Origin of the sequence: Agarivorans aestuarii, from assembly GCF_019670125.1 — a bacterium.
Lineage (GTDB): Bacteria > Pseudomonadota > Gammaproteobacteria > Enterobacterales > Celerinatantimonadaceae > Agarivorans > Agarivorans aestuarii.
Window position 1 is genome coordinate 1,439,132 of record NZ_AP023033.1, and the last position, 23,363, is coordinate 1,462,494.

General features: G+C 44.5%; 25 protein-coding genes, 1 tRNA gene and 1 riboswitch. Of the genes, 13 read left to right on the top strand and 13 right to left on the bottom strand.

The features are described from left to right. The first annotated feature begins 138 nt into the window (after window positions 1-138). The 6 genes from K5609_RS06725 to K5609_RS06750 all read left to right on the top strand — a co-directional run bounded on the left by K5609_RS06725 (window position 139) and on the right by K5609_RS06750 (window position 5,743). A complete protein-coding gene (locus tag K5609_RS06725; RefSeq protein ID WP_221076499.1) occupies window positions 139-909 on the top strand; it encodes an ABC transporter ATP-binding protein in 771 nt (256 codons plus the stop codon). Window positions 910-968: 59 nt separating this feature from the next. Next, a complete protein-coding gene (locus K5609_RS06730) occupies window positions 969-1,733 on the top strand; it encodes a transporter substrate-binding domain-containing protein (RefSeq protein WP_221076500.1) in 765 nt (254 codons plus the stop codon). Window positions 1,734-1,790: 57 nt separating this feature from the next. Further along, window positions 1,791-2,489, top strand: a complete 699-nt coding sequence (locus tag K5609_RS06735) for an ABC transporter permease (RefSeq protein ID WP_163132422.1) — start codon at window positions 1,791-1,793, stop codon at window positions 2,487-2,489. Between the two features lie 9 nt (window positions 2,490-2,498). Then, entirely contained in the window at window positions 2,499-3,218 is a 720-nt protein-coding gene (locus K5609_RS06740) for an ABC transporter permease (RefSeq protein WP_221076501.1), read from the top strand. Between the two features lie 53 nt (window positions 3,219-3,271). Continuing rightward, a complete protein-coding gene (gene iadA, locus K5609_RS06745; RefSeq protein ID WP_221076502.1) occupies window positions 3,272-4,414 on the top strand; it encodes a beta-aspartyl-peptidase in 1,143 nt (380 codons plus the stop codon). 93 nt (window positions 4,415-4,507) lie between these two features. After that, on the top strand, window positions 4,508-5,743 hold the full coding sequence (locus tag K5609_RS06750; RefSeq protein WP_221076503.1) for a cystathionine gamma-synthase family protein: 1,236 nt from the start codon (window positions 4,508-4,510) through the stop codon (window positions 5,741-5,743). Between the two features lie 72 nt (window positions 5,744-5,815). On the opposite strand, the gene bamJ is transcribed toward K5609_RS06750, so the two are convergent. The 4 genes from bamJ to K5609_RS06770 form a co-directional block, all read right to left on the bottom strand. Continuing rightward, window positions 5,816-6,295, bottom strand: coding sequence for a BamJ family beta-barrel-assembly machinery protein (gene bamJ, locus K5609_RS06755; protein WP_221076504.1), 480 nt, complete (start codon window positions 6,293-6,295; stop codon window positions 5,816-5,818). A gap of 107 nt (window positions 6,296-6,402) precedes the next feature. Then, entirely contained in the window at window positions 6,403-7,383 is a 981-nt protein-coding gene (locus K5609_RS06760; protein WP_221076505.1) for a pentapeptide repeat-containing protein, read from the bottom strand. 135 nt (window positions 7,384-7,518) lie between these two features. Then, window positions 7,519-9,174, bottom strand: a complete 1,656-nt coding sequence (locus K5609_RS06765; protein ID WP_221076506.1) for a response regulator — start codon at window positions 9,172-9,174, stop codon at window positions 7,519-7,521. A 169-nt stretch (window positions 9,175-9,343) separates the two neighbouring features. Beyond that, window positions 9,344-9,427: riboswitch (cyclic di-GMP riboswitch) on the top strand. Window positions 9,428-9,728: 301 nt separating this feature from the next. After that, a tRNA-Tyr gene (locus K5609_RS06770) sits at window positions 9,729-9,812 on the bottom strand. Between the two features lie 164 nt (window positions 9,813-9,976). Between K5609_RS06770 and K5609_RS06775 the strand changes: the two genes are divergently transcribed. Continuing rightward, the gene (locus K5609_RS06775; protein ID WP_221076507.1) at window positions 9,977-10,507 is read left to right on the top strand and encodes a VC2046/SO_2500 family protein; all 531 of its coding nucleotides are present in this window, start codon (window positions 9,977-9,979) and stop codon (window positions 10,505-10,507) included. Here K5609_RS06775 and purU read toward each other — a convergent pair. The 3 genes from purU to K5609_RS06790 form a co-directional block, all read right to left on the bottom strand. Next, complete coding sequence (gene purU, locus K5609_RS06780) at window positions 10,504-11,340, bottom strand: formyltetrahydrofolate deformylase (protein ID WP_221076508.1); 837 nt, start codon at window positions 11,338-11,340, stop codon at window positions 10,504-10,506. The genes K5609_RS06775 and purU overlap by 4 nt on opposite strands. A 28-nt stretch (window positions 11,341-11,368) precedes the next feature. After that, window positions 11,369-11,830: a YchJ family protein gene (locus tag K5609_RS06785; protein ID WP_221076509.1), complete on the bottom strand. Its 462-nt coding sequence runs from the start codon at window positions 11,828-11,830 to the stop codon at window positions 11,369-11,371. Window positions 11,831-11,924: 94 nt separating this feature from the next. Continuing rightward, window positions 11,925-13,406 carry a DUF3369 domain-containing protein gene (locus K5609_RS06790; RefSeq protein ID WP_221076510.1) on the bottom strand — a complete coding sequence of 494 codons (1,482 nt, stop codon included), beginning with the start codon at window positions 13,404-13,406 and terminating at the stop codon, window positions 11,925-11,927. 139 nt (window positions 13,407-13,545) lie between these two features. Between K5609_RS06790 and cobT the strand changes: the two genes are divergently transcribed. Genes cobT through K5609_RS06810 form a run of 4 tightly spaced genes read left to right on the top strand, consistent with a single transcriptional unit; the run spans window position 13,546 to window position 16,372 of the window. Continuing rightward, window positions 13,546-14,586, top strand: a complete 1,041-nt coding sequence (cobT, locus tag K5609_RS06795; protein WP_221076511.1) for a nicotinate-nucleotide--dimethylbenzimidazole phosphoribosyltransferase — start codon at window positions 13,546-13,548, stop codon at window positions 14,584-14,586. After that, a complete protein-coding gene (locus tag K5609_RS06800) occupies window positions 14,573-15,376 on the top strand; it encodes an adenosylcobinamide-GDP ribazoletransferase (protein ID WP_221076512.1) in 804 nt (267 codons plus the stop codon). The genes cobT and K5609_RS06800 overlap by 14 nt, the downstream gene beginning before the upstream one ends. Continuing rightward, window positions 15,373-15,957 carry a histidine phosphatase family protein gene (locus K5609_RS06805; RefSeq protein WP_221076513.1) on the top strand — a complete coding sequence of 195 codons (585 nt, stop codon included), beginning with the start codon at window positions 15,373-15,375 and terminating at the stop codon, window positions 15,955-15,957. The genes K5609_RS06800 and K5609_RS06805 overlap by 4 nt, the downstream gene beginning before the upstream one ends. Continuing rightward, the gene (locus tag K5609_RS06810) at window positions 15,938-16,372 is read left to right on the top strand and encodes a lysozyme inhibitor LprI family protein (protein ID WP_221076514.1); all 435 of its coding nucleotides are present in this window, start codon (window positions 15,938-15,940) and stop codon (window positions 16,370-16,372) included. Before K5609_RS06805 ends, K5609_RS06810 begins: the two co-directional genes overlap by 20 nt. 78 nt (window positions 16,373-16,450) lie before the next feature. Here the strand turns inward: K5609_RS06810 and K5609_RS06815 are convergent, their stop codons facing one another. Further along, window positions 16,451-17,545, bottom strand: a complete 1,095-nt coding sequence (locus K5609_RS06815) for a ketoacyl-ACP synthase III (RefSeq protein ID WP_221077215.1) — start codon at window positions 17,543-17,545, stop codon at window positions 16,451-16,453. Between the two features lie 259 nt (window positions 17,546-17,804). Here K5609_RS06815 and K5609_RS06820 point away from each other — a divergent pair, with 259 nt between their 5' ends. Then, window positions 17,805-18,125: a hypothetical protein gene (locus K5609_RS06820; RefSeq protein WP_221076515.1), complete on the top strand. Its 321-nt coding sequence runs from the start codon at window positions 17,805-17,807 to the stop codon at window positions 18,123-18,125. 60 nt (window positions 18,126-18,185) lie between these two features. Here the strand turns inward: K5609_RS06820 and K5609_RS06825 are convergent, their stop codons facing one another. Further along, on the bottom strand, window positions 18,186-18,941 hold the full coding sequence (locus K5609_RS06825; protein ID WP_221076516.1) for an SDR family NAD(P)-dependent oxidoreductase: 756 nt from the start codon (window positions 18,939-18,941) through the stop codon (window positions 18,186-18,188). A 106-nt stretch (window positions 18,942-19,047) separates the two neighbouring features. Between K5609_RS06825 and K5609_RS06830 the strand changes: the two genes are divergently transcribed. Continuing rightward, window positions 19,048-19,956 (top strand): LysR family transcriptional regulator, encoded by a 909-nt coding sequence (locus tag K5609_RS06830; RefSeq protein WP_221076517.1) that lies wholly within the window; start codon window positions 19,048-19,050, stop codon window positions 19,954-19,956. 42 nt (window positions 19,957-19,998) lie between these two features. On the opposite strand, the gene K5609_RS06835 is transcribed toward K5609_RS06830, so the two are convergent. The 4 genes from K5609_RS06835 to K5609_RS06850 form a co-directional block, all read right to left on the bottom strand. Continuing rightward, window positions 19,999-21,486 (bottom strand): carboxypeptidase M32, encoded by a 1,488-nt coding sequence (locus K5609_RS06835; protein ID WP_221076518.1) that lies wholly within the window; start codon window positions 21,484-21,486, stop codon window positions 19,999-20,001. A 13-nt stretch (window positions 21,487-21,499) separates the two neighbouring features. Further along, on the bottom strand, window positions 21,500-22,075 hold the full coding sequence (gene smrA / locus K5609_RS06840) for a DNA endonuclease SmrA (protein WP_163132650.1): 576 nt from the start codon (window positions 22,073-22,075) through the stop codon (window positions 21,500-21,502). Between the two features lie 72 nt (window positions 22,076-22,147). Continuing rightward, complete coding sequence (locus tag K5609_RS06845) at window positions 22,148-22,291, bottom strand: DUF3149 domain-containing protein (protein WP_221076519.1); 144 nt, start codon at window positions 22,289-22,291, stop codon at window positions 22,148-22,150. A 68-nt stretch (window positions 22,292-22,359) separates the two neighbouring features. After that, window positions 22,360-23,235, bottom strand: a complete 876-nt coding sequence (locus K5609_RS06850) for a TraB/GumN family protein (protein ID WP_221076520.1) — start codon at window positions 23,233-23,235, stop codon at window positions 22,360-22,362. Between the last annotated feature and the right edge of the window lie 128 nt (window positions 23,236-23,363).

A 23,363-nucleotide genomic window follows, 5' to 3' on the forward strand; every position in this document is an offset into this window, starting at 1 on the left:
CATAAAATGTTGAGTTTTGTCTTTTGCGATGATACTTTTCGTTGGGTTGAACGTGTAACAAATTATTTAACAATAACTACGCGCCTTAGGAAACAAGGCTGGTTGCTTAGGCAGTCATTAACAAGGTAAACATAAAATATGAGTGATGTGGCTGCACTAGAAGCATCAAATATCCACAAGGTGTTTGGCGATAACGAAGTACTTAAGGGTATTGACCTTACCGCAAACAAAGGCGATGTGATTTCCATCATCGGTTCTTCTGGTTCTGGCAAAAGCACTTTTTTACGCTGCATGAATCTACTAGAGATCCCCACTCAAGGCGATATTGCGCTTCATAGCGAAAAGATTGGCTTCAAGCACTTACGCAATGGTGAGCGTTTACCTTCCGATAATAAGCAAGTAGAACGAATTCGCTCTAAACTCTCGATGGTGTTTCAAGGTTTTAACCTCTGGTCACATATGACTGTATTAGAAAACATCATTGAAGCACCGGTTCATGTATTAGGTATCCCAAAGAAAGAAGCTATTGAGCAAGCGGAGAGCCTGTTAGAGCGTGTTGGTTTGCACGACCGTAAAGATTATTACCCAGCCCACATGTCGGGTGGACAACAGCAACGTGCAGCAATAGCTCGCGCCTTGGCCATGAACCCCGAAGTGATGTTATTTGATGAGCCAACCTCGGCGCTTGACCCTGAATTGGTGGGTGAAGTGCTTAAAGTGATGCGTAGCTTGGCAGAAGAGGGGCGCACGATGTTGGTTGTGACCCACGAAATGGCCTTTGCACGCGACGTATCCAACCAGGTGTTATTCCTACATCAAGGCATAGTGGAAGAACGTGGTTCGCCACAAAAAGTATTCGAAAATCCAGATTCTGAGCGCATGAAGCAATTTCTAGCCCCAAAATACTAAAATTATAACTATGGAAGACAAGCGTTAATTCGCTTAAAGCAAACAACACGGAGTAAAAAATGAAAAAAACATTAATCGCGATGATAGGTGCAGTTGCACTAAGTACTACAGCTGTTGAAGCAAAAGACTGGGAAGTAGTTCGTCTAGCCGTAGACGTACCTTACGAACCATTTGAGTACAAAGCACCTGATGGCTCACTAACTGGTTTCGAAATTGACCTAGGTAACGCGGTTTGTGAAGAAATGAAGGTTAAATGTGAGTGGGTAATTCAAGCATGGGATGGCATCATTCCTGGCCTACTAGCACGTAAGTACGATGCAATTTTCTCTTCAATGTCTATTAACGAAGACCGTGCTAAAAAGGTATTGTTCTCAGAACCTTACTACAACACACCTACCGGTTTCTTTGGCCCTAAAGCCAGTGAGGTTGACCCAGCAAACCCAGATACATTAAAAGGTCTACGTGTTGGTGTTCAGCGCGGTACTATTCAAGATACCTACGCAACCGAAAACTATTCAAAAGTGGCTGATATTAAACGTTACACAACCGGTGATGACTTAGTTGTTGACCTACACGGTGGCCGTTTAGACGTTGTAGTTATCGATTTCCCAGTAGGTGTTAGCACTATCTTAGAAGTTGATAAAGGTTCAGACTTTAAAGCTCTAGGTGATAATGTACAGCTTGGTGAAGGTGTTGGTGTTGCTGCTCGTAAGCGTGATGGTGAACTGATTGAAATGTTCAACAAAGCTCTAGCAACTGTTAAATCTAACGGTACTTACGACAAAATTAACGACAAATACTTCGATTACAGTATTAAAAAGTAAGCCTTGCACTACCATTAACCCGAGCATTGCTCGGGTTAACTTTCTAAGAGACTCATTATGTTAGATCTTCATGGTTACGGCCCTTCAATATTTATGGGGGCGATAGTCACTATCGAAGTTGCCTTCTTATCATTGGCTGTAGCGCTAATTTTAGGCATGTTGGCAGCGGTGGCGCGTTTATCAAAAAATCGTATTGCTAATGGCGTTGCTGTGGTTTACACCACGGTAATTCGCGGTGTGCCCGACTTGGTGTTAATGCTGCTTATTTTCTTTGGCGCTCAAATCATGATGAATGTGTTTTCTGATTGGTTATACGACAACTACGATATCGATTACTACATCAATATTAATGAATTTGTTGCGGGTGTAACCACTATTGGATTTATTTTTGGTGCTTATATGGCGGAAACCTTCCGTGGTGCTTTTCTGGCAGTAGACAATGGCCAGATAGAAGCGGGCAAAGCCTATGGCATGAGCAGCTTACAGGTGTTTCGCCGTATCACTGTACCGCAAATGATGCGTCACGCAATTCCTGGTATTGGTAACAATTGGTTGGTTTTGGTTAAAACCACTGCCTTGGTCTCAGTAATTGGTTTAGCCGACATGGTGCGCCTGGCGAAAGAAGCTGCGGGTGCGGTGCATGAGCCGTTTTTATTCTTCATTCCGGTTGCCTTTGTCTATCTAGCACTTACTAGTGTTTCCGAAATTTTTCTGAAACGATTAGAGATTCGTTTTAGTGCTGGCACGGTGAGGTAAGCGCGTCTTATGTATGAAACTATCGAGAACTTACTCGCCAATAACGACATATTCACACTAACCACGGTGTTAGGGTATTGGGACGGTTTAGTCATGACCGTTCAATTAGTGTTCTTATCGCTAATTCTGGGGTTAATACTAGCTATTCCCTTGGCTATTATGCGGGCCTCAGACAACGTACTAATTAGTCGCAGTGTTTGGATATTTACCTATGTATTTCGTGGTACTCCCTTACTGATTCAGCTTTACATCATTTATTACGGTGTGACTTACATTGAGGGCATTCAAGATTCAATGTTCTGGCCGATAGTTCGCGAAGCATTCTATCCTTGTTTATTGGCCTTTGTATTGAACACTGCTGCATATACAACGGAGATTTTCCGTGGAGCCATCGTTGCTACACCGCGAGGTGAAATTGAAGCGGCTAAAGCTTACGGCATGTCTAACGGTAAAGCGATGCGCCGAATTATTTTGCCTAGCGCACTACGCCGCGCGTTACCTGCTTACAGCAACGAAGTGATCTTTATGTTGCATGCTAGCTCCATTGCTAGTGTGGTAACGATTATTGACCTTACCGGTGCAGCCCGTGACGTATATGCTAAATATTACGCTCCCTTTGAGGCCTTTACTTTCGCCGCACTTATATACTTATCGGTAACCTTTTTGCTGGTGTTTGGCTTCAAACATTGGGAAAAACGTTGGCATCGCCATTTACGGCCGCTAAGTTAAGTTTTATAAAAGGGGCCTTGGCCCCTTTTTTGTTTGGAGTTAAGAAGATAGCTATGCTCACTTTACTTAAAAATGCACAGGTGTACGCACCAGAAGCCTTAGGTTTAATGGATGTTTTAGTGGCTAATGGTCGCATTTTGCAAGTTGCCCCGAATATTGAGCTTAAGGCCAGTCATGGCTTGGTAGATAGCGTTGATTTATCAGGCAACATCTTAGCCCCTGGTTTTGTGGATGCCTTAGTTCACTTTACCGGCGGCGGTGGTGAAGGGGGCTTTGGCTATCGTACAGCTGAGCTTAGTTTTGAAGATGCGGCACCCACAGGGGTTACCACCTTAGTAGGCGCATTGGGTACCGACAGTGTTACTCGTACTCCAGCGCAAGTATTAGGTAAAGCACGAGAGTTAAGCGCCATGGGCTTAAGTTGCTATTGCTATACCGGATCCTATCATCTGCCGGTTAAAACCATCACCGGAAGCATCGAGCAAGACATTGTATTAATTCCTGAGATGATAGGTGTAGGTGAGCTAGCCATTGCTGATCATCGAGCCAGTCAGGCCTCAGTACAGGCTTTTATCGAAGTGGCCGCCGAGGCGCGCGTAGCGGGCTTGTTGGGGGGTAAAAAAGGTATTAGCTTTTTCCACGTTGGTGATGGAAAAGGAAAATTAAATCTACTGCGAGAGATTGTTAAGCAATCTGACTTATCAATCACTCAGCTCTATCCTACCCATTGTAATCGTAATCAGGCCTTGTTTAACGACGCTCTAGCGTTTTTGAGTGAGGGCGGTGCTATCGATTTCACCACTAGCACTATTCCGCAGTTTATCGAAGAAGGCGAGGTAAGCTGCCCTAAAGCGCTTAAAACCATTGTTGATAAGGGCTTAGATTGGCAACGAGTGAGCTTTAGCTCAGATGCTAACGCAAGTTTACCACTGTTTGATGATGCTGGTGAGTTAGTGGGTATGCAAGCGGGAAAACTAGAGAGTTTATATCTGGCTGCTAAAGAAGCTGTTCAGTCTTATCAAGTGCCCTTAGAGATCGCTTTATCGGTGATCACTAGTAATCCGGCGAAGATTTTGGGCTTAAAAAACAAAGGTCAATTAGCGATGGGCTTCGACGCTGATTTAGTGGTACTTGACCAGCAGTCCTTAGATATCAAACAAGTATTTGCTATGGGTAAGAGCATTTGGACTAAGTAGTGTTTTCCAAAGAGACTCTCACTAAGGGCTGCTCGTTTTTAAACCTTGGCTAAGGCATAATAGCGGCACTTAGTTTTTACTAGAAGTAGCCCTATGAGCTTTAAAGGATTCACAACTCAGCTGGTTCACAGTGACCGTTTAGCTGGCGTAGAGGATGGTGCTGTTCACGCACCAATTCATAACTCGGTACCTTATGGATACGCCGCCACCCAAGACTTGGTGGATGTATTTCAAGGCAAGCAAGTTGGCCATGCTTATGCTCGTCAATCAACGCCTACTCTTGATTACTTACAACGCAAAATTGCCATGCTTGATGAGAGTATTGCCAGCCTAGTATTTGGTACCGGTATGGCAGCCATTGGTACGGTGTTTTTAACCTTGCTAAAAGCCGGCGACCATATTGTTGCGAGTCGATTCTTGTTTGGTAACACCAGCAGCATATTTGGCACCTTAAAAGGATATGGCATTGAAGTGACCTTGGTGGATGCTACCAGTAGCGAGGCGGTGGAGCAGGCTTGCCAAGACAACACCAAAATGGTGTTTGTTGAGACCATTGCTAATCCTGCCACTCAGATTGTAGATTTAGCGGGAATTGGCGAACTATGTGAGCAACGAGGTTTGGTTTACGTCGTTGATAATACCTTAACTTCTTCTTACCTCTTTCAGCCTAAATCAGTGGGTGCCAGCTTAATCATTACCTCTTTATCAAAGTATGTTGGCGGCCATGGCAATGCGCTGGGCGGTTCGGTAAGTGATACAGGCTTATTTGATTGGAGCACCTTCCCCAATATCTTTGAAGGCTATCGCAGTGGCGATCCAAGTATGTGGGGAATCAACCAAATTAAGAAAAAAGGCCTAAGAGATTTTGGTGGTGCCTTGAGCTCACAAGCGGCGCATTTATTATCGGTTGGCGCAGAAACCATGGCACTTCGTATGGAGCGTCAATGCGCTAATGCTTTAGCCTTAGCCAAGATGTTAGATGAGCATCCTAAAGTCGCTAAGGTTTATTACCCGGGCTTGGTATCGCATCCTCAGCACCAACGAGCCAGTGAACTGTTTAAGCGCCATGGCGCTTTGGTGAGCTTTGATTTAGTGGATGGCATCAACTGCACAGAGTTCTTGGATAAAACCAATGTCGTGATTAACGCCACCCATTTAGGGGACAATCGCACCTTAGCTTTACCTGTAGCCCAAACTATTTACTTTGAAATGGGCATAGAGGCCCGTCAAGCCTCGGGAATTAGTGAAACAATGATCCGCTGCTCAATTGGTATTGAAGATACTGAAGACTTGCTCAGCGACTTTGAGCAAGCATTAGCTCGTTCCTAGTAAAGAAAATAGATATAAAAAAGCCTTGGTCATGCCAAGGCTTTATACACTTACCTAAAATATCCGATAGGCTTACTTACTATCTACCGACAGTAGTTCCACTTCAAAGATTAGGGCAGAGCCGGCAGGAATTGATGCCACACTCCGATCGCCGTAAGCTAATTGACTCGGGATAAAGAAACGGAATTTCTCGCCCACACTCATATATTGTAAGCCTTCGGTCCAGCCTGCGATAACTTGCCCTAGTGGGAATTGAGCTGGGCGTTGACGTTCTACCGAACTATCAAACACTAAGCCGCTTAACAAAGTTCCATGGTAATGAACGGTTACTGTGCTGTTTGCTGAAGGTTTCTCAGCGCCTTCTACAACATCTTCCAATATTAGGTACTGCAAACCAGATTCTGTGGTTATCACACCGTCTTTTTGAGCGTTTTCGGCGAGAAAGTCGTGGCCTAACTGACGGTTTTGCTTAACCGCTTTGGCGTTATTATTGGCGCGAAGAATAAATAAAATCACAAAAATAGCGAGTAGAGCGAGAACCACAAATTTCAAAGTCGATTCCTTACTAGGATGTTGAGTAAAAGATAAATGTTAATCTAACTTTACGAAAGTGCTAGTTAAAAAGCACTGCTTATCTAAGAAAACTAGCCTGAATAGCGCTAGCGGGTCATTTTCTTTACAAATACCACAACAAATAGCGCAATAATAAAACTACCGCTAAAGGCCTCAATGGCAGCAAACATGCGGGAAAGCCCAACAGGAGTGAAGTCGCCATAACCAAGCGTAGTAAATGTGACCACGCTGTAATATAGGCATTCAAAAAACGCCACCACATTCTGCCCAAGGCTTTGGTTAACACTAAGCGAAACAATATTGCCGTTGAAGTGAATACCGGTAAACGAGTAGATAATTGCGCAGCTTAAAATGATTAGCATTGAGGTGTATACCACGCGAATGGGCAGTTCTCCGTAGCCGCATACCAAATCAACCAACTTGGATATTCCGCGTCGATAAGAGAATTTGGGCATTTGATAACGTCGCATAGTGAGCTCTTTACGCAAAAACACGCCTGCTGTGGTAAACAAGCCTTCCGACTCCGCTGTTTTGCGTAAACAGCGATATACTTCTTCGGCTTGTTGGTAGTAATCGGCCATAGCTTCTTTATCTTGTTGCTGCTCGGCGGCACTACCTAATTGCTCTTGAAGCACTTTTTCGCCAACGCAAAGGCTATCACATTTACATTGGTCCATTTTGGCACCGAGCAGGTTGGTCTTTGTTAGGTCGGCGTGATTTAGGTTAGCCCCCCGTAAATCGGCTTTCATTAAGCTACCGTTTTGCAGGTTGATATTAAAAAGATGGGCCCCTCTTAGGTCACTTCGGTAGAGATCCGCACCAGAGAAATCGTAACCCTGTTTGCTGTTGTAACGCACTAAATCAATACCTTCAAGTTTGGCTTTTTTTAGGCTGATTCCTCGAAGCATACCGCCGTTTTTAGCATGGTTTTCTAGCTTCTCTTTGATCTCTTCGCCACACTTGTCCTCGTCTGGGTCATGCCAAAAACACAAACCGCTTTCTAAAGCTGGTTCCTTGCAGCTGGCGCCAGAACTATCTTGATACAGACATTGACCGCATTTCACCATATTTAACTAACACTCCAGCTATTAATCAAAAGTTTGATTATTAGCCAGTTTCATTCACTGGCTTTAAGCTAAGTGTATTTCAAATGGAAGATTTTGCGAGCGGCCTTAAAAGGTGGGCTTAACAGATCTTAGCCGCTACTTTTTTTTGCTGCTACCTAGTTGCTGAAACTCACTTTTTAAAGTGGAGTAACGTTCGGCGTGGTTGTCGTTTAATTTAAGACCATCGAGCAACTTAATGGTTATTTTACAGTCAGTTAAAAGTTGCCCGCTAAGCCCTTTTTCCGACTGATTAAGTTGTTTTAGAATCGCTTGGATTTTGTTTAGAATTGCGCCGGTGTTACCGGGGGCAACTTGTAAGGCTTTGTCGAAATAGTTAGTGGCTTCGTGAAAACGGTTTTCTTCGTAGGCTTCAATACCCATTTTGTTGTATTCACGAAATTGGCCGAGCTTTAGTTCAAAATCTTCGGCTTTTAATACCTTGTGCGCCGAGGATAGCGACATAGGGTCAATGTTATCGCGCTTTTCTAATTCTTCGGCAAAGGGCATTGCATATTCAAACTCACCTACAGAGTTTAGGGTTAAGAAGGTGTCAGGCAATAGTTCACCACTTACTTTGCTTGGCGCATCTAATAGACCGTCGTGGCTATCAAACAACAATCGCTTGGCTTTGTTTAATTCGCCTTTGGTGGCGTGCACTCGAGCCTGGCTTATCCCTTCAAAGGCATCAAAATTAAAGTCTTCGTCTTTGCCTTCTTCACGTCTAGCATGAAACAACACCGAGTTAACCTCTTGCAGTAGGCGATTTTTTCGATACAAATCATCTTCACTTTGTGCTTCGTCGATTAGGCTGCGCACATAATTGCATAGATGTTGGGGGCCGCGATGGATAGAGCGCCTAGCAAGCTGCAAGATGGTTGAAAAGGTTTCTTTGGCTAGAGTTAAATCACCAGCCTCCATGGCCAACTCGGCAAGTAACTGTTGTCGCTCGATACTGTTTACTGCCAGCTTAGAGGCTTTTAAGACGGTTTCTAAGGCTTTATCTAGGTCGCCTTCGGCTCGGTAAGCGCGTGCTAACCAGTCGTAGCCAGTGAGCAGCAATGGGCTCTCGGCGATAGAACGAGTAAGGGTTTCAATGGCGCTTTTATTGTCTTTAAGCAAAAGATGAACACGACCTAAGGTGGCTTTCGCCCAAGTTTGTTTTCGTTCTTCTAATATGGCTTCTAATGCTTCTTTGGCGGCTTGGTATTCACCTAAGGCTATTTGCGCTTCAACACGTAGATTTCGACAATAATTGCTGTAGCGGCTTTCAGCTTCAATTTGCTTATCACAGAGTTCAATAACTTGCTGATACTGTTTTTTGGCTAATGCTTGGTAAACGTCACGCAGGCTTTGTCGCTTAAGATTGGCACGGGCCAAGCGGTTGTGTAGTTGAAATTGGGAAAAGGGCTTGGTAATAAACTCATCGGGTTCCATTTCTAGAGCACTAAGCACCATGCTTTTGTTATTGTCACCACTAATGATAAAGAATAGGGCGTCTACTTCTAACAATTCGCTAACACGTAGCTCTTCTAATAGTTGGCCGCCATTTTTGCCAGTGCCTAAATTATAATCCACTAGAAGGATATCAAATTTACGCTTTCGGCACGCTCTTACAGCTGCTTCACCAGTATTTGCAAAATAAACGTCGGTCGCACCAAAGTTTTGCAACATCGCCTTAAGCATAACCTGAAAGGCTCGTTGGTCATCAACGATGAGTATTTGCTTGTCGCTGTAATTATATTGCGTTGCCATTACTGAGTGTTCTAATCCTTTTGGCTTATCCTAGCATAAGTTACTAAGCGATAAAGTAGTGTAAGTATAGACAGTTAGCACCTTAGTAGTATCTGCTATTAAACCTTGCAAAAACAGCCAAGCTTGATTTAATATTGAGGTGTTGGTGAGTCTTTTGGTCTCATCAGCGCTGAGTCAAAGCCAAACTTGGAGTGATCCAAGGTCGGAAAGTTACAGGTCTTTAGGGCAACCTTAAGATGGCTGGACCGCCTTAGTTGAGTGGTTAGATTTGCACAATGTATATCTTTCTACTTAGTAAGTTAGTCTATTTACCGTTTATTACTTTCCGTATTTGGTTGGAACGCCAAGCTAAAATTAGCTTGGCGTATTTGTTTCTGCCGCCTCGCCTTGTTATGCATTTGTTTCCAAACGCTGTCGCTTCTAAGATGTTTTGAGCTGTTCTGTTCTTTATTGCTTATCACTTAACTAAATACTTTGCTGTGCGTCGATTAATAGCATTAAGCCAAATTTTAGGTATAAAAAAAGACATCCGAAGATGTCTTTTTTTATCAATATGGTGGAGGGAGGTGGATTCGAACCACCGAAGCTTTCGCGACAGATTTACAATCTGTTCCCTTTGGCCACTCGGGAACCCCTCCTGCTTGTGGAGCGGCATATTACCAGAACTTGGTGAGCTGTAAAGCAAAAAAAACGACATTTTGATTGGCTGATTACTGTTTGCTTATTATCTGTGCATTTAGCCGATATTTGTTAAAGTTTTAGCCAGCTTTTCCGATAGCTATAAAGGTAATGGAGGAGCGATATGTTAGTTGAGCAAATTAGACAAAGTAGCTTATGTGATGAACTGCAGTTGGGCGATACGCTTAACCAAAGTGCCTTGCATGGTGATCAAGCTCGCTTTCATCTTTTACTCAGTATGCTTAGTCAAAACGTGTGTGACCAAGCTCAGTTTTCAATGCAAAAGCAAAACTATGAGCAAGTTCAGCAAGATTTACGTGATAAGTTTCAACTGGCTCAAGCTCGTGCTCTTAAAGCGCTAGATGATGAGTTTCCAGTGCAAGCCAATTGGAGCAAGCACCTGCAAGCTGGAGAGCCTTCGCGAATTCGCTTAGAGCAAGCGCTTGGCGGTTATGCAGCGTGTGCAGAAGACAGTGTTGACGGTTTACCTCACGAGGTAATGAACAACGTGGATTTGTTAAGCCGGATAAAGCACCAAGTGGCTAAGCCTGATCCGCAGCAAGAAATAGATAAAGAAGTGAAGGGGAGTGACATGTACAACTTACTAAGTGGCTTCGATTACTCAAAGCCACTTAGCGTTAAGTACTTTAATTAACGAAACACCACGGTACGGTTTCCGTATACAAACACCTTTTCATCCAGTACTTGTTGCAGTGCTTTACTCAACACCGCTTTTTCTACATCTCGGCCAGCTTTGGCCATTTCTTCGGCGCTGTAAGTATGATCAACATGAATAACGTGTTGTTCTACAATTGGCCCTTCGTCCAAATCATTGTTTACAAAGTGAGCTGTGGCACCAATGATTTTTACGCCTCGGTCGTAAGCTTGTTTATAAGGTTTAGCACCAATAAACGCAGGCAAAAATGAGTGGTGAATGTTTAAGATTTTGTTGTTGAAGGCTTCTACAAAAGCTGGCGTTAGAATACGCATGTACTTGGCGAGTACTACGTAGTCTGGTTGGTACTGTTGCACTACCTCAATAACTTGTTGCTCATGCTCTTCACGGCTTAAATCTACATGGCTAATATGATGGAAAGGAATATCAAACTTTTCCGTCAAGTTGCGCAGGCTATCGTAGTTACCCACTACAGCGGCAATTTCTACATCCATATCACCGTAAACGGCCTTCATTAGTAGATCGCCCAAACAGTGAGCTTCTTTAGTTACCATGATAACGATGCGTTTGCGCCCAGCACTTTCTAAACGGCGAGTACTGCCAGAGGGCAGAGCACCATCTAAATCGGCGAGTAAGGTTTGGTCGTTAAAGTAGCCTTCTAATACCGTACGCATAAAAAAGCGATTGGCATCGTTGTCCACAAACTCGTTGTTTTTGATAATGTTAAGCTGGTGCTTAGCACATATGTTGGTAATGCTTGAGATTAAACCTTTTGCGTCTGGGCATTCGGTTAATAGAATTTTTCTTTCCATTGTGTTTTCGATTTATTCAGTTTTAAAGTTAAGATTTATTACAGCACTGTTTAAACTTTTTGCCGCTTCCGCAGGGGCAAGCTGAATTACGCGCCAAGGCTTTTGGGGCGAATTCTCCATCAGTATAAAACCAACGCTCTTTAACCTTCTTAAAGTTAGAGCGCTCGTGCAAAATTTGTCGTTGACCCTGTTCGCGATAATGGGCTTTAAACTCCACTATGCCTGCCTGGCCATCTTTAAAGTCACAGCTAAAGGTAATTTGTAGCTTTTCCCATTGCCCTAAATCTTCTTTAGTTGAAGGTTGTGGGGCGTTGCCCTGTCGATAGTCTGGATGGTGCGTCTGCCATAAATAATTGGCATCTCCCAGCGTAAACGCGGTGTAGCGAGAACGCATTAACTGCTCACAACTTGTCGCTAAGCAATCACCGTTGATGATGGGCTGACAGCACTGAAGAAAATCGTTGCCGCTACCGCAGGGGCAAACTAACACAGGGAAACCTCAAATTTGACTAAGGGCGAAGTGTAACAAGAAGCTGCCGATAAGGCAGCTGAAACTTGGTGATAGTTTGGCCAAATTGGCCTTATTAATCAGGATTTAACATGTGTTTAACCATAAATGTGGTTAGTTGAGGATCAAACTGTGGGTTATTGGCTAAATCAAGCTTAGCCAAACTTCCTTGCTGGTCACTTTGTTCACTTAAATATACGGCTAAGGCCACAATACGCGCGTAGATATGAATGGCTTCACCACTTAGGCCTAAGGGGCGGCCACTGCCATCCCAGTTTTCCTGGCTTTGATTAGCTACGGTGAGTGCTGCGTCTATTTGCTGCTGCACTGCGGGATCTTTAAGTGCCTCTGGTAGCTCGCAATGTTCGGCAATGCGCTGCCAACTCCCTTGGCTTAACATATTGCAGCTAAGCAGTACGTCGGGTAAGCCGTGGTTAGCCAAGTCATAGAAGCTAGCGGCTTGGTTTAATACTTCACATTGCTGGTCGCTTAGCGAATAAGCCGCAGCAAGTTTAGAGCAATAGCGCTCAACAGTGCTAAGCTGCTCGGTATTATATTGTTTGGTTTGAATGGCTTGATGAATTAACTCCACTAGGCGCAGTTGACCGTGAGCCAGTTGTTTTTGTAGGTGTTGGTTTTCTAGACGCACAGCCGTACTTTGGATCAAATAGCTAAGTGGCTCCAGCTGCAATTGCTGAGTATCGCTCCATCCTTCTAAGTAGAACATCAAGGGTTCGCTATCGGTATTCTGCAAATAAAATACCGCGTTGTTCTCGCCAAAACTATGCTGTTGGTTTTGCTGAGCTTGGTTGAGTAATGACTGAACTCGGCTTGGTAACTCATGCAAGCTGCGAACTTCTTCCAAATAGGCCAGCTTTCCTTCGATGTGCAGAACTTTAAGCTTGGAGCGGTAAACACTCAAGGCCAAGCCACTAAGTGTAAGCTTGGCCTCTTGCTGGGTTAATAAGTCAAGCAGTTCATGAAACACTCCTGCGGCCAAGTTTTGTTCGTTTTTGCAGTTTTCAATATGGCTGGAGGAATTGATAACTGCACGCAGGTTATTACGTTGTGAATGCAGATCGGTAATTTCTTGGTAGGCACGAAGGGAGGCGCACATTAAGGTGTCTAGGTTTACATCGCTTAACTCGGTTTTGTTTTTATAGTCGCTTACATCATAGCGTCGAATCACTTCTCTAATGGGCGCTAAGCCTGGTTGGCCAGTGCGCAAAATTAGTCTTATTTTGTGGTTGTTAAGGCGTTGGCGGATATCATCGATAAGCAGTAAACCAGCGTCATCACTTTCCATAACAACATCTACTAAGGCAATCGCAACATCGCCGTGTTCACTGAGTAATTGATAAGCCTCGGCAGCGTTATAGGCGTCAATAAAGCTGAGTTTTCGATCTTGATAAGAAAAGTTGTTTAACACTAATTTTGTGACCGTATGCATTTCGCTGTCGTCATCAACAATTAGCACCTTCCAGGGAGCTGGCTCTAGGGTTTCGGTAGCGGTATCGTCTTCTTCATCAAACAGGAATAGTTCAGCACTATCATCCATTGCTACTGTCCTCACTCGTTATAAGGCCTTTATCATCAGTATAGGAAATTACTAGCGATTCTTAGGATATTTTTCTTAAAACTGGATATTAAACACGCTAAGCTTAAGCAATTGCACTTATGTTGCTAGGAAATTGATTTTGCATAATAAATTCGTCATTGAAGCGCTAGACCAAGGCTTAGCTGAAGCCTTAATCAATAAGATTGATTTAAAAACTAAGCCACAGGGTTCTCTTGGCCAACTGGAAAGTTTGGCCTGCCAAATAGGGCAAATTCAACAGACCTTAGAACCTGAAATTCGCCAGCCTAAAATGATTGTATTTGCCGCGGACCATGGTATTGCGCTTGAGGGTGTGAGCGCCTTCCCACAAGAAGTGACTGCTCAAATGGTACAAAACTTTGTTAATGGTGGAGCCGCCGTTAATGTATTTTGCCGTCAACATGGTTTGGAATTCGAGATCGTTGATGTTGGCGTAGGCCAGCTTTTGTCTGAGCAAGGGGTACAATTGTGCAAGGTAGCAAACGGCACCAAGAGTTTTTTGAATGCCGATGCAATGAGCAAAGAGCAATGCCTTCAAGCAATCGACGTTGGCGCTGAGCGGGTTGCCCAAGCTGCACGTGAAGGTTCGAATTTGTTGGCTTTTGGCGAGATGGGTATTGCTAACACCGCTAGTGCAGCTGCCATTATGGCGGGCTGCTTGAGTCTGGATGTTAGCGACTGTGTTGGCCGAGGAACAGGTCTAGACGACCAAGGCTTACAGCATAAAACGGCAGTATTACAACAAGCCATGCAATATCATCAAGGCGAATACAGCGCACAGCAATGGCTAGCCAAAGTAGGCGGATTTGAAATTGCAGCCATGGTGGGAGCGATGCTGGAAGCAGCACATCGGCGCATCGCTATTTTGGTAGATGGCTTTATCTGCTCGGCAGCTGCCCTGGTAGCGAGTCAAATAAATCCGCTGGTAAAGCAATACATGATTTTTTGTCATCAAGGCGCAGAGCATGCTCACCAACGTTTACTCGAAGCGTTAGAGGCCAAGCCTTTGTTGGATTTAGCACTGCGCTTGGGTGAGGGAAGTGGTGCTGTCCTGGCATACCCGCTGGTGGAGTCTGCTATGGTGTTCTTAAAAGAAATGGCCTCGTTCGACTCAGCTGGGGTGAGTCGTGAGCGTGATTAATCGCGCCAAACATGAGCTAAACCTAGTGTTTAATGCACTCAGTTTCTTTAGCCGGATCCCGGTTCCGAGAAACGTAAGTTACAGCGGCCAAAGCCTCAGCCAATGTGTGGCGTATTTCCCCTTGGTTGGCTGGATTGTTGGTTTAGTGAGTGCTGGGCTAATCTTGCTATTAATGCCTATATTGGGAGCGCCCTTAGCTATATTGCTCTCTATGGCAGCAAGCTGCTGGCTTACTGGCGCATTTCATGAAGACGGCTTTGCCGATTGTTGTGATGGCTTTGGCGGAGGTTATACGCCAGAGCAAATGCTCAGCATTATGAAAGACTCACGCTTGGGCACCTACGGTGTGCTTGGTTTGTGTAGCATATTGGCGATAAAATTTAGTGCCTTATTGAGTCTTAGTCAGGCGCTAAACCCTACTGATTTGTTGTTGCTGTTGTGGCTAACACATAGCTTAAGCCGCTTTAGCGCAGTAATTATTATCTGGCAACTTGATTACGTTCGTGAGCCTTCTGAGCCGAGCAAAGCCAAAGCAGTTGCTCAATCTATTGGTTCCAAAGAGCTTGTTTTGGCTCTGTGCTGGGTTGCGGTGCCAGCAGCCTTATTAGAGCTAAGAATGCTAGTTTTTTCGTTGTTAAGTTGCTTGCTAGTCACGCTGTTGTGGGCCCGCTACCTAAAGCTCAAACTGGCTGGTTATACGGGGGATACATTAGGAGCTCAGCAGCAGTTAAGTGAAGTAGCTATTTACATCAGTTTGCTGGCAGCCATTAATACAGGCCTGATTCTGTGAATAGAGTGTTATTGGTGCGCCATAGCCAGCCCGATATTGCCAACGATTGCTGTTATGGCCAGCTAGATATGCCAGCAAAACCAGAGCAATTGAAACAGGCCACAGCAAGAATGCAAAAATTATTGGCTGAATACTCTGTATCAGAAGTGTGTGCCAGCCCTTTGCTACGTTGTCGCCAATTGGCAGAAAGCCTTTACGAGCCAGATGATATTGAATATCACAATGCACTGAAAGAAATTAACTTTGGCCAATGGGAAGGTTGCAAGTGGAATGATATTCCTCGTAATCAACTGGATGCTTGGGCAGATAACCTAGAAGGCTATCGCCTTGGTCAATCTGGTGAAACCGTGGCAGAGTTTAGCCAACGTGTACTAGGCTTTTGGCAAAGGCGTTTATCTGCAATTGGCGAAACTAATTCTACCCATGTATGGTTCACTCATGCTGGTGTTATTCGTACCATTGTTGGTTATATTCGGGCCTTGCCAGTGGCAGAGTCGAGCCGAATCGCCCTAAGTTTTGGATCCTTAACTTGTATAACTTTCACCTCTAATGGAGCCGCCATTGAATACCTTAATCGCTAAGCTTTTCGTGTTATTTGTGCCCTTGGCATTTGCTATGGGCCAAGCGCAAGCCAGTGAAGAAAGCACGTCGGCGAATAAACCTAAAGTAAACATTATTGGTAAATGCTGGCAACGTGCTACCAAACCAGAAGTAAATACATGTTTGGAGAACAGCCTCGCTCAGCTTGACCATCAAGTAAGGCAACGCTTGGTAGTTCTGCATAAACAAGCAATGGACCTAGAGTCCATCAGTGAGGGTGCAAAAGGCGCTGTTCAGGCATTAGAAAAAGCCAAAGTGGAGTTTAGTGAGTTTCGTCAGTCTTTGTGCAGTTGGGAAAGCTTAATGATGGCCAGTGGCAGCGGTTCGGGTAGTCAATATTTAAGTTGTGAGATAGAACTAACTCAACATTGGTTGAGCCGTTTGCGCCAGTGGTAACCTTGAGTTTTAGATAGCAAACAGCCCGCTTTAAGCGGGCTGTTTGTTAGAGAACATTGCTTAGTAAATACTATGCATTTATTCTTCAGCGGCGCGTGCTTCTTGGCAGCCTTTAATGGCGGGGGCCAAAATTTCTAAAGCTGTTTGCTCACAAGGGCTTAAGCTAGCGTCTGATTCCGCTATTGGCGTGACTCGCTGTCCCCAACGAATCGCTGCTGCACCCCAAGTTAGGCCAGCACCAAAAGCGGCCAGCAATACGTTATCGCCAGGCTTTATTCGACCTTGTTCTAAGGCTTCGCAAAGAGCTACAGGAACGGTAGCAGCAGACGTATTGCCGTACTTTTCAATATTCACCATGATGTTGTCATAGGGAGCATCAATACGTTTGGCGAGGGCATCGATAATTCGCAAGTTAGCTTGGTGCGGTACAATAAAGTCGACTTCATTGTTGGCGATGTTAGCCTGCTCTAATACGTTACTTGCTGCTTCACCCATGCCTTTTACCGCACGTTTAAAAATTTCAGGCCCTTCGAACTGAAAATTGTAAAGCGTATCTACGCCAGAGAAACGCTTGCGGTTGGTGCCAAAATCTGAAATAAACAGTATTTCACGCTTCTCGCTGTCACAGCCTAGTTTTGCTGCTAAAAAACCTACTTTTTCTGCTTGGTCGTTTGCTTCCAAAATCACTGCGCCAGCACCGTCACCAAATAACACTGCAGTGTCACGCTTAGTCCAATCGAGAAGCTGAGTTAAGCGCTCTGCACCGATTAACAGAATGCGTTTCATCGCTCCGGTTTGAATTAAGGCAGAGGCTGTTTGCATACCGTAAACAAAACCTGAGCAAGCGGCATTCATATCAAATACGGCTGCTTGTTCTGCTTTAAGTAGTTGTTGTACACGGCTGGCACTGCTAGGTACCGATGTGCCAGGGGTGCAGGTACACAAAATAATGGCATCGAGTTGTTCTGCTTTTAGCCCTGCAGCAGCTAAAGCTTGTAAGCCAGCGGTAGCGGCGAGTTCAGCAATATCTACATGAGAAACACAGCGCTCTTTTATGCCTGTTCGGCTACTAATCCACTCATCCGATGTGTCGAGAAAAGTACTTAAATCGTGGTTAGTGAGACGTGCTGGTGGCATACATTTGCCCCAACCGGTAATTTCAGCGTTGTGCATAGCGTGCTTAATACCCTGGCTAATTGAAGTTGCCAAGGATTATGCCTGATGCATGGCAAATTACCAAACGTGAACAAGAATTGGCCTTAAACAGTGAGTTTTTATGGTTAAAGGTCACAATTTAGTTTTAGCTGGTGTTTTATTGAGCTACTTATGCCATAATCAGCCCATATTGATGGACTAGACCTAATAATATGTAGGTCAATTTATGTAACAGGGACGCTCAATTACTCTCTGAATTACGTAAATGGGGTCTGTTATGACTGCGCAACAACACAATTCTGTATTGTCTCCACCTGGTGATGATAATACTCAAATATCTAGTTTTACTGATAATACGCGTTTTTTTGAATTAACCGTTGATTTCTACGCGGATTCACTAAGCCTTTTAGCTTTTGGTGGTGATGTTATTGGTAACCTTCCACCTAAAAAACTGGTAGCTGTAAATGGTCAAATAGATAATGAAGAAGCCTTTTTCAAATCTATGTTTATTTGGACATTTTCTGATATTAGTGAAGTAAAAGCACCTGCCAAACTTAACCCGCAAGATTGGTTATTGCTTGATGCTCAAGAGCAATAATAGTCGACTATTTAAAGGCTAGGCCAACACACATTGAGCCAGCCTTTAACACGCTAAACCTTACACCAGCATTCCACCTGAAGCTTCTATTCGCTGGCCATTTACCCAAGATGCTTGATCGCTGAGTAACATGGAGAGGGCGTCACCAATGTCTTCTGCAATACCCACTCGGCCTAATGCGGTTTGTTCTGCTAGTTGCTGATTAAGTGCAGCGTTATCACGTACAGCTCCGCCGCCAAAGTCGGTTTCTATCGCTCCTGGCGCGAGAGTATTTGCCCTAATTTGCTTGTAGCCTAGTTCTGCTGCCAAATAGCGAGTCATTATCTCTAACCCTCCCTTCATCATGGCATAGGCGCAAAAGCCTGGCATGCTAAAGCGGGTTAATCCGCTAGATATGTTGACTATTCGGCCAGCAGTGTCAATCATCGGCAATAAGGCTTGAGTGAGAAAAAAAGTGCCTTTTAAGTGCACATTCATCAATAGGTCAAACTGCTGCTCGGTGGTATCGGCAAAGCTGCTATGAATGCCAATGCCTGCGTTGTTAATGAGGTAGTTGATTGAATCCCGTTCAAACTGTTGCTGTAAGGTTGACCTAAGTGTACTAATAAAAGTTGGAAAGCTGCTGTTGTCTGCAAGATCTAGTTGAATGGCTGCAGCTTTTACCCCAAATTGGCGAATTTCGTTCAATAGCTGTTCAGCTTTTTCTTGTTGATTATGGTAAGTGAAAACAATATCCACTCCGCTTTTGGCTAAGGCTAAAGCTGCACTGCGCCCTAAGCCTCGGCTCCCGCCAGTCACCAATAGTAGGTTATTCATAAAGTCTCTCCTGTCTGCGTCGAAATCCAAGATAGAGAAAATACTGTTAGTGAAAAACACGCTAAAATAGATATCATTGTTTCTTTTAGGCAAACAATGATCGGTTATGGATAAATTTGAGGCGATGCAACGCTTTGTTGCGGTGGCACAAAGTGGCAGTTTTACTCGAGCAGCTGATTTACTGGATTTACCTAAGTCGAGCATATCCAATGCGGTGCAATCCTTAGAAAAGGCGCTGGTTACTCGCTTACTTCATCGTAGCACTCGCAGCGTTACGCTTACCCAAGACGGAGAGGTTTACCTTCAGCAGTGTAGGTCTATTTTACGGGAGCTGGATGCAGTTGAAAGTCAGTTTCGTCAAGCGGATGAAATACGCGGGGTGCTTCGGGTGGACATGCCCAGCCGATTTGCCAGCACCATCGTGCTGCCTCACTTAGCCGAATGGTTAGAGCGTTACCCACAGGTTAAAATCAAAATAAGCAGTGCCGACTATCAAATAGACCCTGTGAAAGAAGGGGTAGACTGTTTAGTGAGAGTTGGCGAACTAGGCGACAGCCAGTTAATTGCTCGCCCCTTAAGCCAATACAAAATCTACACCTGCGCCAGCCCAGGCTATTTACAGCGTTATGGCGAACCAAAGCAGCTTAGCGAACTGGCCAAGCATTATTTAATCGATTATGCGCCTAAAATGGGCAATAGCGCTGCCGAGTTTGAATACCTTGATCAAGGACATCGCCAAGTATTAGAAATGCCCAGTAGGCTGGCAGTAAATGGCACCGATGCTTATATGGCAGCATGTGAGGCTGGCTTAGGCATTATTCAAGTGCCTGCCTTGGGAGCGGCTTTACAGCTTAAAAGTGGAGCCATACAACGTATTTTGCCTGCCATTGAAGTTCCGCCGATGCCAGTCTCGATACTCTATTCGTCACGTCGACAGTTGCCGCAACGTTTAAGTTTGTTTATGGAATGGCTACAAGATTTGATGAAACGTTTAGAGGCGACCAGTTCGATATAAAAAAGTGAACTGCCTGAAGTTTGTCAGGCAGTCATATAGAGCTTATAGGTAACGATTTCGCAAGTGTTGCTCGAAGTAGCGGGTGTTTAACGTTTCCCCGGTAGCCCGGCTAACCAGCTCATCGGTGTCGTAAATACTGGCTTGTGACCAAATATTTTGTTGTAGCCACGCAAATACTTCATCGTAGTTACCCTTTGCCACCGCTTGCGGTGTATCGGGGTTGGCTTTAACTAATGCGGCGTGAAATTGTGCCGCGTACATTGCGCCTAGTGAGTAAGAAGGGAAGTATCCAATTAACCCTGCTGGCCAATGCACATCTTGCATGCAGCCATCACGATAATTTCCTTTGGTAGACAAACCTAAATACTGTTGCATTTTTTTATCCCACAACTCAGGGATATCTGCCACTTTAATATTTTGGTTGATTAGGTCGCGCTCTAGCTCGTAACGCAACATAACATGGGCAGGATAAGTCAGCTCATCGGCGTCTACTCGAATATAACCCGGCTTAACACTTAAATAGTGCTGCTTTAGTTCTTCAAGTTGCATTGGCTTCTGCTGGCATAAGTGCTGATTAACTAAGGGTAATAGTTGCTCAACAAAGGCTTGGCTGCGGCCTAATTGCATTTCAAAGAATAAACTTTGGCTCTCGTGTATACCCATAGAACGTGCTTGTCCCACCGGTAAATCAAGATAATCTAGCGGAAGGTTTTGTTCATACCTTGCGTGACCTGTTTCGTGCACAATGCCCATTAATGAACGGGTGAAATCTTCATCTTCGTAACGCGTGGTTATACGTACATCACTGGGCACTCCGCCACAGAACGGGTGAGCGCTTACATCCAATCTACCGTGTTTAAAGTTAAACTGTAGTTTTTCCATCACCGCTAAACCTAGCTCTTTCTGCTGCTCGCTAGGGAAGGGGCCGTTAAGGCTTAGCGCTGGCCAGTTGGCTTGTTTTTCGACTACTTGAGTAATCAGCTCCGGTAGCCAAGATTGCAGCTCACCAAATACTTTATCTAAGCGCTGCATTTGCATGCCAGGCTCGTATAAATCAAGCATCGCATCATAAGGGTTTAAGCCGGTTTTATCGGCGCGAATCTGCGCTTCCTCAATGGCCAGTTGCATTACCGCTTGTAAGTTAACTTGGAAGGCTTTCCAATCGTTGGCACCGCGCTGGTCACGCCAGGCATGCTCACAATGCGCAGTGGCCAGTGATTTAGCCTTAACTAAATCAGCAGGAAGGGCGGTTTGGTTGCGCCAGCTGCGGGTCATTTCACGTAGCGCCGCTTGCTGAATGGGGTTCAGGTTTTGCTGCGCGGCTTGTTGCAGCCATTCTTCCATTTCTGGGCGAGTGGATTTTTCATGAATGATAACTGCCAGCTCTGCTAAAGCTTCGGCCCGTGCTTGATTACCGCCATCTGGCATCATAGTGGCTTGATCCCAGCCACAAATTGAATTTAGGTGAGAGAGCTTAGACAAATGTTTAAAGTGCTCACAGAGCTGTTGATAAGCAGTTTGCTTAGTCATAGTGATTCCTAGCTTAGGCTAAACGGCGAGCGTGACGCTCACGGTTATCGAGTTTTTGTAACTCACTTTTTTTAAGTAGTACGTATATGGCGCCAGTGCCGCCGTGCATTGTTTGGGCGCTATGAATGGCCAGCACTGCATCTATTTGTGGTAACCATTGGCTCACGTAGCTTTTTAGTAAGGCGGGTGGATCACTGTTGTGGCCTTTGCCCGGAATGATTAAGGCGCTGCGGATATTGAGTTGTTGGCACTGTTTAATAAAACTAATGATCTCGCTACGGGCTTTTTCTAGGCGAAATTTATGCAAATCCAACTTGGCTTGAATTTCATATTTACCTAAACGTAGTTTTTTAAACACTCCCTGCTGTAAGCCGGACTTTTTGAAAGACACCACATCGTCGGGGTGCAGTAAGGTCACATTCTCTAAAGAAAGGTAATCTTGAGATGTTGCCATGTGTTCAGCAGCGGCCTGTTGCCTTGCTTGTTTTGCGGCTTCGTTAAGGCTATCGCCAGCCGATACCACGGCATCTTGCTTTAAGGGTTTTATTCCAGCCACTTCCTGCTGGAATAGATCAAATTCATCAGACATAAAAGAACTCCTGAACAACGAAGTTCCTTCTTTATAGATGAGAGCAGGCAGCGGTGCAACCGCTGCGTAGGCTTATTTTTGCTGAGGGTCGCTTTGGCGGATTTTTTTCAAGAAATAAAACGTATAAAAGCCCATCAAAGCAATGGTGGTGGCTATCACCGTAATCGACATTAATCCAATGCTATTGCCAAAGAGTAAATCTAACCAAAGTTCCATTGCTAAACCTCCTTTTAAGTAGGAGCATTTAGCATAATTTGCTCAAGTAAAAGTCAAATTGATGTTGGTCAATTTGTCGCCGGATCAACTTCACGGATTGAGTAACCGAGTTTTTTAAGCTCATCGAGCAAACCCTGTTCTCCATATAAGTGCATAGCTCCTACTACCACAAAACTGGTATTGCTTAGGCCGGTAAGTTGTTGCATCCATTTACGGTTGCGTTCAAATAGCAGCTTATCTAATACATATTCGGCGTCGTGTTGAAACATAGGGTCATCGTTAAGTAACGCCAATAGCTTTTGATTTTCGCCGTTATTCCAGTGGCTAACTAGTTGGTTGAACAAACTAGGGACTTGCTCAAAGTCATCTAAGGTTTGCTCTAATAACGGAACTTGAATGCTAGCTAAGCTACTTAAGGCTTCTATTTGATCGGCAAAGCTCTCTAATTGATGTATGGCTAGCTGACTTTGTTGCGCTCGTTGAATAAAGTGCAAATCAAGTCCCAACTCAGGCTCAAAGCCTAGCGCCTGCATTTGTAATTGGCTCAGTACCACCGCTACATACCAGGGCTGCATGGTGTTAAAAATAGAAGGTGAGATCCCAAGCTGTTGGCTACGCAGTTCAAGTTGCTCTAAATAGTCTGGGCTTATTTTATCTGCAAGGTTTTCACCATTAGGCAGCTGGCTAGCGTGCTGTAATAACAGTTGGTCGCTACTTGAAATAGACGATACGTCCATTTCTATCACTAAACGCTCACTGTGTTCATAGGCATCAATAAAGGGTTTAGGCAAGGGATAAAATGCTTCGCTGCCTAGATGAATAGAGCCAAACAAGTAGAGCTGCTGCTGGTCTTTACTGGCTAACCAAAGAGAGGGTTCTGCAGCTATTTGGCTGCTAGAAAACAGCAGCAATAAAGTGCTTAAGCGATTAAGCCAAGGTTTCATAGTTTATCCATGCTTAGGAACAGAAAACTACTTTAGCATGAGTCGCTTAAGTGGTGACAAGAGACTGTTGACCTTTCGAGCTGACTTTTGCAGCAATTTGTGGCTTATTTATACAAGACAGAGGCTTC